Below are 13,293 nucleotides of genomic sequence, written 5' to 3'. Positions count from 1 at the left end.
GCGCCACACCGGGGATTCCGACGGTCGTTCGGCGTAGGTTTATTACGAGCTGACTGAAACACATTCACATGGTGGATCAGCCGGTCGAACATTATCGTTCGTCGACGCCGAAATCCGGGAGTTTGTACGAACGTGCGGCGGCGGTGATGCCGGGCGGCGACACCCGGTCGGTCACCTACCACGACCCGTATCCGTCGTTTGTCGCGTCGGGGTCCGGCTGTCGGCTCCGCACCGAAGACGGCGAGACGCTGCTCGATTTCCTCAACAACTACACACAATCCGTGCTCGGTCACGCACCACCAGCGGTCGTCGAGGCGGTCACCGAGCGGTTCGAACGGGGCAACGGGTTCGGCGCGCCGACGACGGAGGCCGTGGCGCTGGCGGAGCGCCTCGTCGACCGGGTTCCCTCGGTCGAGCAGGTCAGGTTCGCAAACTCCGGCACGGAGGCGACGATGAACGCCATCCGCGGCGCGATGGCCTACACCGGGAACGAGACGATTCTGAAGATTGAGGGTGGGTACCACGGCACCCACGACACGGTCGAAGTTGCCGTCGACGCTACGGGCCGCGAACACCAGGGCATCCCGCGGGACGTCGAGGACCGCGTGCTGACGACGCCGTTCAACGATCCCGAGGCGCTCAAGGAGGCGTTCGCCACGGCCGGCGACGACATCGCCTGTTTCATCCTCGAACCGCTCATGGGCGTTGCCGGCGGGCTTCCCGCCGACGAGTCGTTTCTCCACACCGCGCGGGACCTGACCGAGGATCACGGAGTCCCCCTCGTCTTCGACGAGGTGATGACGTTCCGACTCGGGTACGGCGGCGCCCAGGAGCGCTACGGCGTCACGCCCGACCTGACGGCCTTCGGGAAGTTCATCGGCGGCGGCCTGCCGGTCGGGGCCTTCGGGGGGCGAGAAGATATCATGTCCGTCTTCCACCCACACGAGGGGGTGGCCGACCACTCCGGAACGTTCAACGCGAACCCGGCGACGATGGCGGGCGGCATCGCGACCCTCGATGCACTCGACGAGGCGGCGATCACGGACTTGAACCGACTCGGTGACCGGTTGCGCGCCGGAGTCAGAGAGGTCGCCGCCGATCACGACCACCCGCTCCGGGTGACCGGCGACGGGTCGATGTTTCAGCTTCACCTCACCGACGAGACGGTGACCGACTGGGCGTCGTCCGCCGCCGGGACCGAGGCCTTCGAGGATCTCTTTCTCGCCATGCGGAACCGCGGTGTCTTCATGGCGCCCCGCGGCATGGGGAACCTCTCGACGCCGATGACCGACGCCGAGGTCGACACGTTCCTCGAGACGCTCGACGCCGCCCTCGACGCGCTTCCGGAGACGTCGTCGTGACCGTTCGTCGTTCAGCCCGGCGAGGGGACGCCATCCCGCCGACTGTCGGGTGACCTAGATGGAAGGAGACGTTCACCGCCGACGATCCGCCGGCGTCCCGACGGGACCGCCACCCGCCGAACGCGCTCGCCGTCTGCGAGCGGTTCGTGGAGCACTCCGGAATCGCGGGCTTGACGGGGTCGTCGTTTACGGGAGCGGGCCGACACATCCCGACGCAGTCCGGTATCTCTCGGGGTACGTTCACCCGTTCCCGCGGGCCCGGTCGCTGCTTTTCGTCCCCGCTTCGGGGCCGACGGTCTTGCTGATCGACCGCGAGTGGCACCGCGAGGCGGCGCAGGCCATGACGTGGGCCGACGAGGTGCGGGCGGTCCCGGGACGCGACGCCGAGGCGTTGTCGACGGCGGTCGGGGTTGCGCTCGCGGACTGTGGCCTGACCGGCGGGCGGATCGGCGTCGTCGACGACGACCTCCCGGCGTCGGTGTTGGAAGCCGTCTCGGCCGCCGGATCGGGGATCGAAACCACCTTCCTCCCGGAACTCTGGCCGACTCTCGTCGGCGCGCCGACCGATCACGACGTGCGCGGTGTCGAGCGTGCGGCCGCGGCCGCGGACGCGGGACTCGCGGCGCTCGCGTCGGCCTGTCGGCCGGGCCGGTCGGAACGCGAGGTGTGTTTCGACGTCCTCGCCGAACTGGCGGCCGCGGGCGCCGAATTCCGCCACGCTAGTGCCATCTCGACACACGTCGACGTGGGCGCGTACGCACGCTCCGAGAGCAACCTCCAGCCGTTTTACTACACCGAGACGCCGCTCGAACCCGGGGAGATGTTCTGGGTCGACCTCATCGTCTGTCGCGACGGCTACTACGTCGACTGTGACCGAACCGTCTCGGTCGGTGACCCGAGTGCGGAGCAACGACGCATCTACGACGCGTGTGCGGCCATGTACGAGGCGATGGTCGAGACGGTCGAACCGGGGGTGACCGGGCGGGCGGTCTGGCGTGCGGGCCACGACGTTGCCGCCGAGTACGGCTACGAGGACCGACTCAATGGCGTGTATCTGGGCCATACGACCGGTGCGGCCATCTCGGTGCCGCCGTTCGTCTCGCCTACGGAAACCGGCGAGCTTGCGGCGGGACAGTTCCTCAACGTCGAACCCGCGATTCACGTCCCGGGCACCGGCGCGGCGTGTATCGAGAACACGCTGCTTGTCGGGAGCGAGGACACGGTCGTCCTCAACAACGCACCGACGGATCTCATCGTCGCGTGATCGTTCATTATCGTCCGTTCATACACATGTCACCGAGATACTAATGCCTCCAAAGTTTTTTTACAATATCCGCTATGGGTAGGAGCATGTTCGGTGACAGCGCGCGACAGTCGACGAGATCAGTGAATCGACGGTCAGTATTGAAGACCCTCGGGGGTGGCATCGCGGCCACGGGACTCGCGGGATGTCTCGGTGGCGGCGGCGGGAGCGCGGACACGATCCGCTATCTCGGGTGGGGTGGAAACACCCAGGACTCCGCGCGGACGGCCTTCGAATACTGGACCGAGGAGAGTGGCGTGGAGGTCGAACACCAGTCGGCGGGTGGTGACTCGGAGTTCCTCTCGATCATCCGGGAGAACCCCGGCGAGATCGACCTGTTCATGCCCACCTCCTTCGGTGTGTACACCGCTCGACAGGAGGATCTGCTGGCAGACATCAACTACGACGACCTGCCGAACTACCAGGAAAACGTTAAACAGGACTGGGCCGACCGCCCGTACATCGAGGACGACGCCGTCTTCCGTGACGCGCTTACGCAGGGGTACGCGTACAACACCGAGGAGACCGACATCGAGATGTCGACGTGGGACGACATCAAGGCCGACGAGTTTCAGGACTCTCTGGGGCTACGGGATCAGGCCACCTCACGCGTGACGAACGCCGCGGCCTCTCTCGGCATGAACATCAACGACGTGCCCGGCAACTCGGACGCGGTCGCGCAGGTCCGCGAGGAACTCGCCGCACAGAACGAGAACACATTCGGCTACTGGGGCGCCGGCGCGGAGAGCATCCGATGGCTCCGCGAGGGCACCGCGACCGTCGCGGAGACGTGGGGTGGGCGCACCCGCGCACTCCAGGAAGAAGGATTCGGTGAGATCGAGTACGTCATTCCCGAGGGTGGGACGTCGACCATCACCGAGGACTGGGCCATTCCGGCCTCCAGCGAGAATCAGGATCTCGTCCACGACCTCCTCAATCACGTCTTCCAGCGCGATATCATCGTCGAACTGTCCGACAACACCGGATACCCGGTCCCCGTTCAGGACCCGCCGGAGGTCATCCGTAACCTCCCGGACTACACCGAGAGTCCCGACGACCTGATGTGGGTCGACTGGGGCACCGTCGACCCCGCCGTCTCGGACTGGCAGCAGATGTTCCAGGAAGTCAAGCAGGGCTGAGCGTCGATACGGTCGTTCTGTCCTCGGCCGAACGATCCGAACCGCGTGTCCGCGCCGCTACTCTTCCATCGCGGCGTCGGAGATTTCGAGTGCGTCGTCGAGTGCGTCGATGGCCTCGTCGACGTGGGCTTCGGTGATCGTCAACGGCGGAGTGACGACGATGGTGTTGACGGACGTGTAGAAGTAGACGTCGTTGTCGAGGGCGTGGGCGCCGACTTCGTCGAGGACGGTCGTGCGTCCGGACACCTTGTCGCTTCGTTGCTCGAAGGGGACACGTTTCTCCTCGCTTCGCGTGAGTTCGAGTCCTTGGTGGAGACCAATCCCCCGGCGTTCCCCGACGCTCGGGTGACGCTCGGCCAGGGATTCGAGTTCGGATTTCAGGTACGCACCCATCTCGCGTGCGTTTTCGAGGAGTCCTTCCTGTTCGTAGGTTTCGATGGCCGCAACCCCGGCCGCACAGGCGGTCGGGTGACCGGCGAACGTGTGGCCCTGGTTGAGGAGGGTGTCTTCGAGGTGGGTCGCGATTTCCTCGGTGACGGTCGTCGCGGCCAGAGGCTGGTAAGAGCCGGTGAGACCTTTCGCCATGGTGATGATGTCAGGTTCGGCGTCGTACAGTCCCGAAGCGAACCACTCGCCGGTGCGGCCGAAGCCGGTCATCACCTCGTCACAGATCAACAGTGCGCCGTGGTCGTGTGCAATCTCCTGGAGTCGCGGGAGATAGTCGTCGGGCGGGGTGAGAACGCCGTTCGAGCCGACGAGGGGTTCGACCAAGACGCCAGCGACGGTATCTCCTTCGAGGGTGAGCATCTCGTCGATGTATTCGAGGCTCTGTTCGGGGTCGAGACTCGAGCCGTAGGCGTAGGGATCGGGGCCTTTGACCATGCCGGGGACTTCGGGCTGGATCTCTGGGCCCTGAGCGACGCGTCGGGGGTCTCCGGAGGCCGACAGGGAGGCGGCGGTCGCGCCGTGGTACGACCGGTAGCGCGAGAGGATCTTGTGTTTGCCCGTATAGGAGCGGGCGATCTTGAAGGCCGCCTCGTTGGCCTCGGTGCCGCTGGTAGAGTAGAAGGTTTTCTTCAGGGAGCCGGGGGTGATTTCGGCGAGTTTCTCGGAGAGTCGCGCCCGGGGTTCAGTCGCCCAGCCGGGGTTGACGTAGGGCACCGACCGAATCTGTTCGTTGACGGCGTCGGCGATGCGTTCGGCGTCGTAGCCGAGGCTCGTACAGACGTACTGGCTGCTGAAATCGAGGATCGAATCGCCGTCGACGGTGACGATCCGTGGTCCCTCGGTGTCGACGATTTCGGTCGGGTCGAAGTCCCGCTGGCGGGTCCACGTTCCGAGCGTGTACTCGCGGTCGAGACGCTCAATCTCGGTTCGCTCTGACTCCTGGCTTGCCATGGTAGGATGTCGTAAGCGTAGGACATGAATGTTTTGAACGATATCCTAATTCGCATGTGTCCGGCGTGTTCTATTCTGATTTCGAAGCCATATCCGAAAAATCTTCACGCGCTATCGAGCGGTGGACCGGCCGGGTCGGAGGGCGCGGCCGTTCGGACGGGTACGCGGGGCTTTTACACGCGTTCGGTCCAGTCCGTCCGGGGGCGTCCGCCGACACGACGGCTCGGACGCTGGACGGACACGGGACTGCCCCGACGAGGACGCAAATACCGGCCGTCTCGATAGAGGGAACGGCCTCGCTGACGTGTTGTGTGCACAACCCAACGCAGTGGGGTCAGTGACACCGACGCTATGGGGCTGAAAGAATCGCGGAAGAGTGCTCCGACAGGGATTCGAACCCTGGTCATTGCCGTGAGAGGCCACGTCGCTTCGCATGATCGGCAACCTCCCTCAAGTCGATATTTTCTCTATCCAATACGGAATTCACCCTATATCGGACTATTCGACCCGGCAGATGGTTATAAACACCCTGCGAATTGCCACCCAGGCAATACCGGTTCGGACGAACCGTCCGATGGTGTTCTCCGACGATGTCCGTCTAATAGCTCGGATCCATCTATTTTGATTCGACAGCGTTGGTGTGAGTGATAACGCTATCCAAGAATTGGCCGATTTGTGCCTCATTCGGGTTTGACGATATAGAGGAATCGGACGACGAAGAGTGTATAGACGAACATTTTTACCCGAGTCGGTAGAGATCTTGAATAGAAAGATGCCCGAGAGCAAGACGGAACTCCTCGACTACTATCCGGCTGGATGGACAGAACATATTCATGATGACTACTATATCGAATGGGTGTACGATGACGACGAGTCTATTTTCGTTCGGCTCGATGGGACGATGGGAGACGATTATTCTGTTATCCCAGTTACTGGAGTGAACGAGGATGGAGAGGAGTTTGTGACGAAACCAATCTCACGGCTCTCCCGAGAGGAAGCATTCGAATCGGCAGGAGCACTTATCTACGCGATGAACGGTACGATTGGACGTCTCAATAACGAACCTGAATTCACGGGTGATGAACACGACGAGTGATCGGGCTGATACCATCAGTCGGGGTTCTGACTACCGCGACTATTTTTGACGAGGTGGCTCTGTTGAAATCCTATTCTTCAGACAGACATATATCTGAAATAGCCGATCGATGAGAACTGCGAATTCAGCATTAGGCCATACTAACAGGACCTAGCGGCTGGCCCTCATCCAAGTGTACTATCCCCTGCTTCACTACAACGAATCCCGTCTGAAACTGCTGTAATTGTAACGAACCCCGTGTCAATACACTACTGACTAGAGTTCGAAATATGTACCCTGTACTGAGCGATTGGAGTGAAAATTGTCAGGTACTGAGGGTTTCAACAAAGCCGACGAGGTGAAATTCTGATCCGTTCGAGAGTCCAAATTTGGGGAACGTCTAATGTACTGTCTCAACCATTATACAGTACCCCGAGTAAGATCCGACTGGAATGGGTACATCCGGTAATCAAGCTCTCCCGACGACTCTCGTCAGGGAGAGCGTGCAAACGCTAGTTCCGGAGCTTAGGTTCGTGGACATCCAAGAGGGAGCAATCGAACTTCTCTCCGAACGGCTAGCCGCAGACGAATTCTCACTCCCGGAGTGGCGGGCTCCGGTGTTCCCCGACGAGAATTCTTCGGGCGTCTCTGAAAGGGATATTATAGATTTTCTGTTTCTTGGCAATACGATCAATTTTCAGTTCCGCGATTACGACACCGGTGACAAGTTCACCGCTACCTATGCAGGAACCGAGTGGAGCGGCGCGTTCGCTATGTGGGCCTGCTTGCGCCGCGAATTCGATGATAACCCTGCTATCCTACGCGGCGACACGCTTTCCGACTTGTCCCTCTCTGACGTAGAACGACTGTTCGAGCCTGCTGACGGTGACGAGATTCCGATGCTCGAGGAACGTCATCAAATTCTCACGCAAGTCGGCGAGAACCTCTCCAATCAGTACGACGGTCGATTCGCAAACCTCATCGATTCTGCGGAACCGTGCCTATACGCCGACGGAAATGGTATTGTAGATCGATTAGTTACTCACTTGCCCTCATTCGATGATTCCAGCGCTGTAACCCTCGCTGATGGATCTGCACTTGAAGTCGCGTTCTGGAAACGCGCTCAACTTGCGGCTGGAATGGCTTACGGTCGTTTTCAAAATCAGGAGTGCTTTCGAGTCGAAGATCCTGGTGCATTCACGCTATTCGTCGATTACAATCTGCCCAACGTCCTTCGTGAATTAGGCGTGCTTGAGTATTCAGATCACCTCGCCGAATTAGTCGATTCCCGAACGATGATTGAAGCGGGAAGCCGAGAAGAAGTCGAACTGCGGGCGGCAACCGTCCATGCGGGTGACGAACTCATTGAGAAACTCATGGACTGCCGAGACTCTTCTGTCTACGCACCCCATCTAGATTACAAACTCTTCCAAATGCGCGACGAGATAGACGGAACCATCCATATCACACGAACGACGGCGTATTGATGCCAACGGATCTACAACCCGGACTTACGAATCCTGCGCGTCTCGCTGTTTCTTCCGGTCTTCCTCCTTGTACGTGCCTGTCGTTCCTTCCTGTCGTGCTTGGGTGACTCGATCCGATGTCGACTCGTACGCAGCTCTTGTCCCTTCTCCGCTGTGAGACATGTTCAGCGACCGCTCTTCGTCCATCCCCATGCTAGCGGCTGTGAGTGCAGCATCTTGATTGGCACCAATGAAGAGGAACTCCCAATCGAACTCTTTGCGCCGATACTCGACTTGTTCACGCACACGCTCCTGATGAGTCTCTGATGCGTTCTCTTTGCCGTCAGTCAACACGACGATAATCACGTTGTCGGGGCGGTTCGCTGACTCCTGTTTAGAAACTCGCTCTGCTGTTTCCGCGACTGCCGTATAGAGAGCATCGTGTAGCGCCGTTTTCCCGCCAGGAGTGTAGTTTTCGTCGTCGAGTTTGGGTGCGTCTTCGATCGAATATCCGTGGTAGACGAGATCGACATTCGTATTGAAGTCGTAGAGTGTGACTGTCGCCGATCCCTCCTCGTCTCGCTGGTCTTTCAGGAATGCGTTGAATCCGCCCTTGGTATCGTCTTCGATAGTGGACATTGATCCCGAGGAGTCGAGAACGAACGTGATGTGCGTATTCATGTTTCACTCCCCAAGGGAGAGTACTATTTATAAATGTGAATCCGGGGGATGGATTTACTTCTTGATCTCCGACGGGGCTGTAGTAGGAGTGGCGGCTGACAGAATACCAGATGTGGTGAGTTCGAACTAAGGGCTCTGTTGAAATCCTCAATCAGAGATAGGTTCTAGCGATCGTGCTGAATGCAGGCCCCACATTCGGCACAGCCCAATTATTTTGATTCTCAAAACTACAATGTGAAGTGTATGTCAAGGCCCCTCCCCAGTGATTGGACAAAGCGCCGGAGAGAGGTTCTCCGCAGAGATGACTATATGTGCCGTCATTGCGAGAGGCATGAGGAGATGAGGGGTGTTTCGCTCGAAGTTCATCACATTGTTCCCCGGAGCAGAGGAGGTTCCCATGAAAAATATAATTTGGTTACAATGTGTCAGCACTGCCACGATCGCACGCATAACGGGAATGTAAGGACCCCAGACGATCATTTAGCTTATATTGACCGTCTGAAAGAGGAGGTAAGGAGTTTCCAATGGAGACATGGAAATATTACAGACATTGATCCTCGGTCTATCGCCAAGACGGTTGCTGGATCACTCCCAGACCCTGCTTCAATCAAAAACCATACTTCCCTAAGAAATACCGTTAGCGATCCTCCACCACGAACATTTCCCAATTTCATTCTTGATGTGGGTAAACATGTGACAGAAAGAGAGGCATCCTGTGCTGAATGAATACTCTGCATTCAGCAGTTCAGTTCTCGGAGGTGTCACAGAACTATTCACCAGGGTTCTTTTTACACCGATGAGTCTGAATCACCCATCAGAATGCGCTTGCGATTCACCGACTATCGTATACTCCTCGTTTGACTGTAACTATATCATCTGACTCTGTCAACTCCATGAAAGCAACTGAACCCTTGGACACTGGATTTTCCTTCTCAGGATTCACGAAGAATGCCTCACTTGATCCGCTAGAATCGACGGTGTAGTAGTACTCGCCACCTCGGATTCCCTTGGCCTCGACTTGGATTGTCTTGCCATCTCTTTGGATGTTAGTAATCGTCTTTGCGTGGATCCGGTCAACGTCATCTATCGATTTTTCTGCTACCCAGGCGATTTTATGTCCCTCTTCCAGATTCTTCGTCAGATCATACAGGTTTGCCATACTATTGCTTGCCACGCACAGATTATGGAAGTTGGGTCAGCAACGGGATTCGCTTATACGGTCTCTGCTGAATCTATCCTCTGAATTAAGCGATTCCCGTGTGGTGAGAGAAGTCCTCTATGACACCCTTTACACCAGCAACGAATTATCAGCCACTTTACTCCACGTAACTCGGCCGCTCAGCGTATCCAATCGGATCCTCGACACCGGCCCGTTGGAACGCCTGAAGACGGAAGGCACACGCGTCACACGTACCACAGGCTGGCTCGGATTCTCGGTAGCACGACCACGTGTGTTCGAACGGGACATCGAGTTTGAGTCCCCGTTCCACGATATCCGTCTTCGACCATTCGGTGAACGGTGCTTCAATACTGATCGTCGTCTCCGGCTTCGTCCCAACGTCGACGACGTGCTGGAACGCTTCGAAGAACTCCGGCCGACAGTCAGGATATCCGGAGAAGTCCTCTGAGTGTGCACCCATGAAGACGGCAGTGCAGTCGTTCGCTTCAGCGTACGACACAGCCATCGACAGGAGGTTTGCGTTCCGGAACGGGACGTACGAGGACGGGATTTCGTCGCTCTCGAGATCGGCTTCAGCGACATCCATCTCGTCGTCCGTTAGGGAGGATGCACCGATCCGCGCTAGATGCTCAGTTTCGACGTGGAGAAAGTCCGCTGCATCGAAATCATCGGCTAGCTGTCGGGCACACTCGAGTTCTCTATCCTCGGTCTGCTGGCCATAGGAGGTGTGGAAAAAGTACGGTTCGTAGCCACGGTCGCGTGCCTCAGCAACAGCCGTCGCACTATCCATCCCGCCGGAGACTAGTACTACTGCCCGTTTCTCTTCGGTGTTCATGTTGAATCCTCCGCTCGCTGAATCGCGTCTCTGAAGCGCCGCTGTTCCGTATCCGTCGGAGACCCGACTGTCGCCCGAGTCGTTGTCGCTGTCGCTGTCTCGACGCCGCGCATGGCTTCACACATGTGGGTGGCCGTGATCTCTACCAACACCGCTTCCGCACCAATTTCGTCAGCGAGGCCATCCGCGATATCACGAGTCAACTGCTCTTGCATCGTCAGCCGGCGTGACTGCCATCGAACGTATCGCGGAAGTTTCGAGAGGCCGACGACTTGATCTTCGGGTCGATAAGCGACGTGGGCTTTCCCGTGATACGGGAGCAGATGGTGTTCACAAAGACTGTACACGGGTACACCGGTCTTGACGATTAGCCCATCCGAATCCGCATCGAATGTTCGCATGGTTGGTTTGTCCTCGAGACGCTCACCCTCACTAAACGTCTCTAGTACGTCCGGAACTCGACGCTTCCACGTCTCCGTGAGTTCCGTCCGATCAGGATTTTCGCCCACCGCCTCCAGAAGAAGTCGTACTCCTCGCTGAGCCTTCTCGTGGTCGATCGCTGTCGATTCTCCGTTCTTGGAATCGGAGCTACGATTCGTCTCTATGAGGTGGGTGTCTTCATTTGCCATGATCAGGTACCTGAGGCATCGTTCCAGAGGTCGACGTGTAGTCGAGGTGTGTATCGATAACCGTGATCCATCGCTAATTCGGCGACAGTAGTACGCGTGTCGGCGAGTTCATCGCGTGTTCTTCCTTCCGGCATGAGTAGCACATCGTCATCAGGTACAGCTATCTGAGTCTGGTTTCGAACGCGTTCCACAAGATCGGTAATCTCCTCGAAGTCGTCGGCACCCGTGATGACGAACTTTAGCTGGCTCTCGTAATTCGTAACGAGTTGTCTGAGTGCATCCAGATTAATTCGCCGGCTGTCATGACGGTTAGCCCACTCTCCCTCGCCGTCTGGGTCGCGTTCGGTAGTCGGCGTGCTACTCCGAAGTTTCGGACTGATACTTGCAAGATCAATTGCCGTATCGCGATAGATTGTGCCGTTCGTTTCGACTGTCGTGTGATAGCCGTAATCGGCGAGTTCGTCGAGCAGCTTGACACTCTCTTCGTGGATTAGGGGCTCACCGCCGGTGAGGACAACATGGTCTGCCTCATCGAAGGTACGGACTTCGTCGATGATATCCTCTATCGACATCCACGAGTGGGTCGGCTTCCAAGATGTATGGTATGAGTCACAGAACCAACACCGGAGATTGCAACCACTCGTTCTGATGAATACCGACGGCGTTCCGGCAAGTTTTCCTTCGCCCTGAAGAGAGTAGAAAACTTCGTTGATGGGGAGAGCGTCGCCATCGATATCATGATCTCCGCTTTCGGGATGGGATTCTGCGTTGACTGGCATAGATCAGTACCCGGAGCAGAGTTCACCTGTTTCTGCCACTTGGACGGAGACATCGGAGACAGTATCAGGTAGTTCGTTTTGGAGACGCTCTTCGAGGATGACGCTCATTACTTCCGCTGTCGGCGGGTAGTCGAGAATGACGACAGCATCACGATCGTTCGACTGTTCGAAGGCATCGATGAGTGGGTCGCCCTCTTCAAGTAAAAATCGGTGATCCCACTCGTTGATGACCGTAGTTACGTCACCTTTGTCGACGACCCAGCCCGCTTCCGTGAGCTCTCCAGTTAGTGAGACGGAGACTTCGTAGTTGTGCCCATGGGGTCGGCTGCACTTCCCCTCGTGGTGTTGAATCCGATGCCCGGCACTAATCCGTATCGGATGGTCATCTCCGATATGGAGTGTTCGTTCACCAGCGTCGGTAAGTATGCTTCCAGAATATGATCCAGGTATTCTCTCAGACATACCCAGAGATCATTTAGAGCGTAAATAAAACCATCCCTTCAGAACTCAGAAGATTCTCTCTAGAGAGAAGGACGTCGTCAAGAAAATCGCCTGTTGCTCGTGTTCTAAATACGTACTGTCGGGTGTCAATTTATATTTGATCGATGCACTCAGCAAGTGATCGGTTTGTGACTGTGGAAAATAACTCTGAAGATGCGATATCACTGGACAGTGCGTTTGAAATTCTAAGCCATACCTATCGACGCCGAATTCTGGTGGTGCTTGTCCAGCATGATTCGGATATAAAATTCGGCATAGACCACCTCATTCAAGCTAGCGACAGACGAGATATCGAGCTCTCACTTCATCATAACCACCTTCCGAAACTCGATCAGATCGAACTTATAAATTGGAACCGTGAAGAGGATACTATCAGCCGAGGAATCCGATTCGAAGAAATAGCGCCGATGCTGGAGCTACTTATCGAACACCGCGAGGAATTACCGGGCAGGCAACGATATTCAGATGAGAATTCAGGATGAAGAGATGTGATCCCCATCAGCTACTCACAATCTGCAATCGTCTTATTTGATGGTGTATCGACCATCAAGAAGAACTCGAAGTTTGTGCGGATTCATATTCGCTCGCTCGCCGGTTTCTCGTTGGAGATCGCGAAAGAGAACAATAAACAAGACGTGACTTTCTTCGAGAGTGTCCATCGTTCCCGAACCGAGGAGTTCTGATCGCTGTTGGAGTAACGGCTGGATATTCTGATACAATGATTCGATTTGATCCAACGCCGCTGCTTCGCTACGTGTCACCCTTGACTTCGCGCTGAACGACGTGAGTGCGTCCGTCCACGTCGGCATAACTGCTACTGCAAGGGGTTTCAGCAGCCATTCGTCAACATTTGGAATCAAATCTATACGCCTGTGGATGTCGTCCTCTGCCTCCGAAACAGTATCGTACTTGTCGATAGGGGAAGGACTGCTCATTAGATTGGTTG

15 protein-coding genes are annotated in these 13,293 nt (G+C 57.2%); 7 read left to right on the top strand and 8 right to left on the bottom strand.

The annotated features are described in order from the left end of the window. Positions 1 to 68 precede the first annotated feature (68 nt). The 3 genes from NO878_RS07440 to NO878_RS07430 all read left to right on the top strand — a co-directional run bounded on the left by NO878_RS07440 (position 69) and on the right by NO878_RS07430 (position 3,803). A complete protein-coding gene (locus tag NO878_RS07440; protein WP_256405326.1) occupies positions 69 to 1,361 on the top strand; it encodes an aspartate aminotransferase family protein in 1,293 nt (430 codons plus the stop codon). Between the two features lie 58 nt (positions 1,362 to 1,419). Then, the gene (locus NO878_RS07435) at positions 1,420 to 2,625 is read left to right on the top strand and encodes a M24 family metallopeptidase (protein WP_256405325.1); all 1,206 of its coding nucleotides are present in this window, start codon (positions 1,420 to 1,422) and stop codon (positions 2,623 to 2,625) included. A gap of 86 nt (positions 2,626 to 2,711) precedes the next feature. Continuing rightward, positions 2,712 to 3,803, top strand: a complete 1,092-nt coding sequence (locus NO878_RS07430; RefSeq protein WP_256405324.1) for an ABC transporter substrate-binding protein — start codon at positions 2,712 to 2,714, stop codon at positions 3,801 to 3,803. 57 nt (positions 3,804 to 3,860) lie between these two features. Here the strand turns inward: NO878_RS07430 and NO878_RS07425 are convergent, their stop codons facing one another. Then, positions 3,861 to 5,201 carry an aminotransferase family protein gene (locus NO878_RS07425; protein WP_256405323.1) on the bottom strand — a complete coding sequence of 447 codons (1,341 nt, stop codon included), beginning with the start codon at positions 5,199 to 5,201 and terminating at the stop codon, positions 3,861 to 3,863. A gap of 772 nt (positions 5,202 to 5,973) precedes the next feature. Between NO878_RS07425 and NO878_RS07420 the strand changes: the two genes are divergently transcribed. Together NO878_RS07420 and NO878_RS07415 are read left to right on the top strand one after the other, a co-directional pair. Next, positions 5,974 to 6,297, top strand: a complete 324-nt coding sequence (locus NO878_RS07420; RefSeq protein WP_256405322.1) for a hypothetical protein — start codon at positions 5,974 to 5,976, stop codon at positions 6,295 to 6,297. Positions 6,298 to 6,809: 512 nt separating this feature from the next. After that, positions 6,810 to 7,763, top strand: a complete 954-nt coding sequence (locus NO878_RS07415) for a queuosine salvage family protein (protein ID WP_256405321.1) — start codon at positions 6,810 to 6,812, stop codon at positions 7,761 to 7,763. A gap of 24 nt (positions 7,764 to 7,787) precedes the next feature. Here NO878_RS07415 and NO878_RS07410 read toward each other — a convergent pair whose 3' ends face one another. Beyond that, entirely contained in the window at positions 7,788 to 8,423 is a 636-nt protein-coding gene (locus tag NO878_RS07410; protein WP_256405320.1) for a vWA domain-containing protein, read from the bottom strand. Positions 8,424 to 8,603: 180 nt separating this feature from the next. Between NO878_RS07410 and NO878_RS17285 the strand changes: the two genes are divergently transcribed. Then, positions 8,604 to 9,149, top strand: coding sequence for an HNH endonuclease (locus tag NO878_RS17285; protein WP_379824126.1), 546 nt, complete (start codon positions 8,604 to 8,606; stop codon positions 9,147 to 9,149). 106 nt (positions 9,150 to 9,255) lie between these two features. Here NO878_RS17285 and NO878_RS07405 read toward each other — a convergent pair whose 3' ends face one another. The 5 genes from NO878_RS07405 to NO878_RS07390 all read right to left on the bottom strand — a co-directional run bounded on the left by NO878_RS07405 (position 9,256) and on the right by NO878_RS07390 (position 12,308). Next, positions 9,256 to 9,582, bottom strand: a complete 327-nt coding sequence (locus NO878_RS07405; protein ID WP_256405319.1) for a hypothetical protein — start codon at positions 9,580 to 9,582, stop codon at positions 9,256 to 9,258. A 157-nt stretch (positions 9,583 to 9,739) separates the two neighbouring features. After that, a complete protein-coding gene (queC, locus tag NO878_RS07400) occupies positions 9,740 to 10,438 on the bottom strand; it encodes a 7-cyano-7-deazaguanine synthase QueC (RefSeq protein WP_256405318.1) in 699 nt (232 codons plus the stop codon). Further along, on the bottom strand, positions 10,435 to 11,067 hold the full coding sequence (folE, locus tag NO878_RS17280; RefSeq protein WP_379824123.1) for a GTP cyclohydrolase I: 633 nt from the start codon (positions 11,065 to 11,067) through the stop codon (positions 10,435 to 10,437). The genes queC and folE overlap by 4 nt, the downstream gene beginning before the upstream one ends. A gap of 2 nt (positions 11,068 to 11,069) precedes the next feature. Next, on the bottom strand, positions 11,070 to 11,846 hold the full coding sequence (locus NO878_RS07395) for a 7-carboxy-7-deazaguanine synthase QueE (protein WP_256405317.1): 777 nt from the start codon (positions 11,844 to 11,846) through the stop codon (positions 11,070 to 11,072). Between the two features lie 3 nt (positions 11,847 to 11,849). Beyond that, on the bottom strand, positions 11,850 to 12,308 hold the full coding sequence (locus NO878_RS07390) for a 6-pyruvoyl trahydropterin synthase family protein (RefSeq protein ID WP_256405316.1): 459 nt from the start codon (positions 12,306 to 12,308) through the stop codon (positions 11,850 to 11,852). A gap of 143 nt (positions 12,309 to 12,451) precedes the next feature. On the opposite strand from NO878_RS07390, the gene NO878_RS07385 reads away from it, so the two are divergent. Further along, positions 12,452 to 12,829, top strand: coding sequence for a DUF7344 domain-containing protein (locus NO878_RS07385; RefSeq protein WP_256405315.1), 378 nt, complete (start codon positions 12,452 to 12,454; stop codon positions 12,827 to 12,829). Positions 12,830 to 12,871: 42 nt separating this feature from the next. On the opposite strand, the gene NO878_RS07380 is transcribed toward NO878_RS07385, so the two are convergent. Then, positions 12,872 to 13,282, bottom strand: coding sequence for a hypothetical protein (locus tag NO878_RS07380; protein WP_256405314.1), 411 nt, complete (start codon positions 13,280 to 13,282; stop codon positions 12,872 to 12,874). Positions 13,283 to 13,293 lie beyond the last annotated feature (11 nt).

It is taken from the genome of Haloplanus ruber (genome assembly GCF_024494725.1).
In the GTDB taxonomy this organism is placed as follows: Archaea; Halobacteriota; Halobacteria; order Halobacteriales; family Haloferacaceae; genus Haloplanus; species Haloplanus ruber.
This window is presented reverse-complemented; position numbering and strand designations above follow the sequence as displayed.

Bases quoted from the DNA above. Each gene is read 5' to 3' on its own strand.
- NO878_RS07440 (WP_256405326.1), top strand. From the start codon at position 69: ATGGTGGATCAGCCGGTCGAACATTATCGTTCGTCGACGCCGAAATCC.
- NO878_RS07435 (WP_256405325.1), top strand. From the start codon at position 1,420: ATGGAAGGAGACGTTCACCGCCGACGATCCGCCGGCGTCCCGACGGGA.
- NO878_RS07430 (WP_256405324.1), top strand. From the start codon at position 2,712: ATGTTCGGTGACAGCGCGCGACAGTCGACGAGATCAGTGAATCGACGG.
- NO878_RS07425 (WP_256405323.1), bottom strand. From the start codon at position 5,201: ATGGCAAGCCAGGAGTCAGAGCGAACCGAGATTGAGCGTCTCGACCGC.
- NO878_RS07420 (WP_256405322.1), top strand. From the start codon at position 5,974: ATGCCCGAGAGCAAGACGGAACTCCTCGACTACTATCCGGCTGGATGG.
- NO878_RS07410 (WP_256405320.1), bottom strand. From the start codon at position 8,423: ATGAATACGCACATCACGTTCGTTCTCGACTCCTCGGGATCAATGTCC.
- NO878_RS17285 (WP_379824126.1), top strand. From the start codon at position 8,604: ATGCAGGCCCCACATTCGGCACAGCCCAATTATTTTGATTCTCAAAAC.
- NO878_RS07405 (WP_256405319.1), bottom strand. From the start codon at position 9,582: ATGGCAAACCTGTATGATCTGACGAAGAATCTGGAAGAGGGACATAAA.
- queC (WP_256405318.1), bottom strand. From the start codon at position 10,438: ATGAACACCGAAGAGAAACGGGCAGTAGTACTAGTCTCCGGCGGGATG.
- folE (WP_379824123.1), bottom strand. From the start codon at position 11,067: ATGGCAAATGAAGACACCCACCTCATAGAGACGAATCGTAGCTCCGAT.
- NO878_RS07395 (WP_256405317.1), bottom strand. From the start codon at position 11,846: ATGCCAGTCAACGCAGAATCCCATCCCGAAAGCGGAGATCATGATATC.
- NO878_RS07390 (WP_256405316.1), bottom strand. From the start codon at position 12,308: ATGTCTGAGAGAATACCTGGATCATATTCTGGAAGCATACTTACCGAC.
- NO878_RS07385 (WP_256405315.1), top strand. From the start codon at position 12,452: ATGCACTCAGCAAGTGATCGGTTTGTGACTGTGGAAAATAACTCTGAA.
- NO878_RS07380 (WP_256405314.1), bottom strand. From the start codon at position 13,282: ATGAGCAGTCCTTCCCCTATCGACAAGTACGATACTGTTTCGGAGGCA.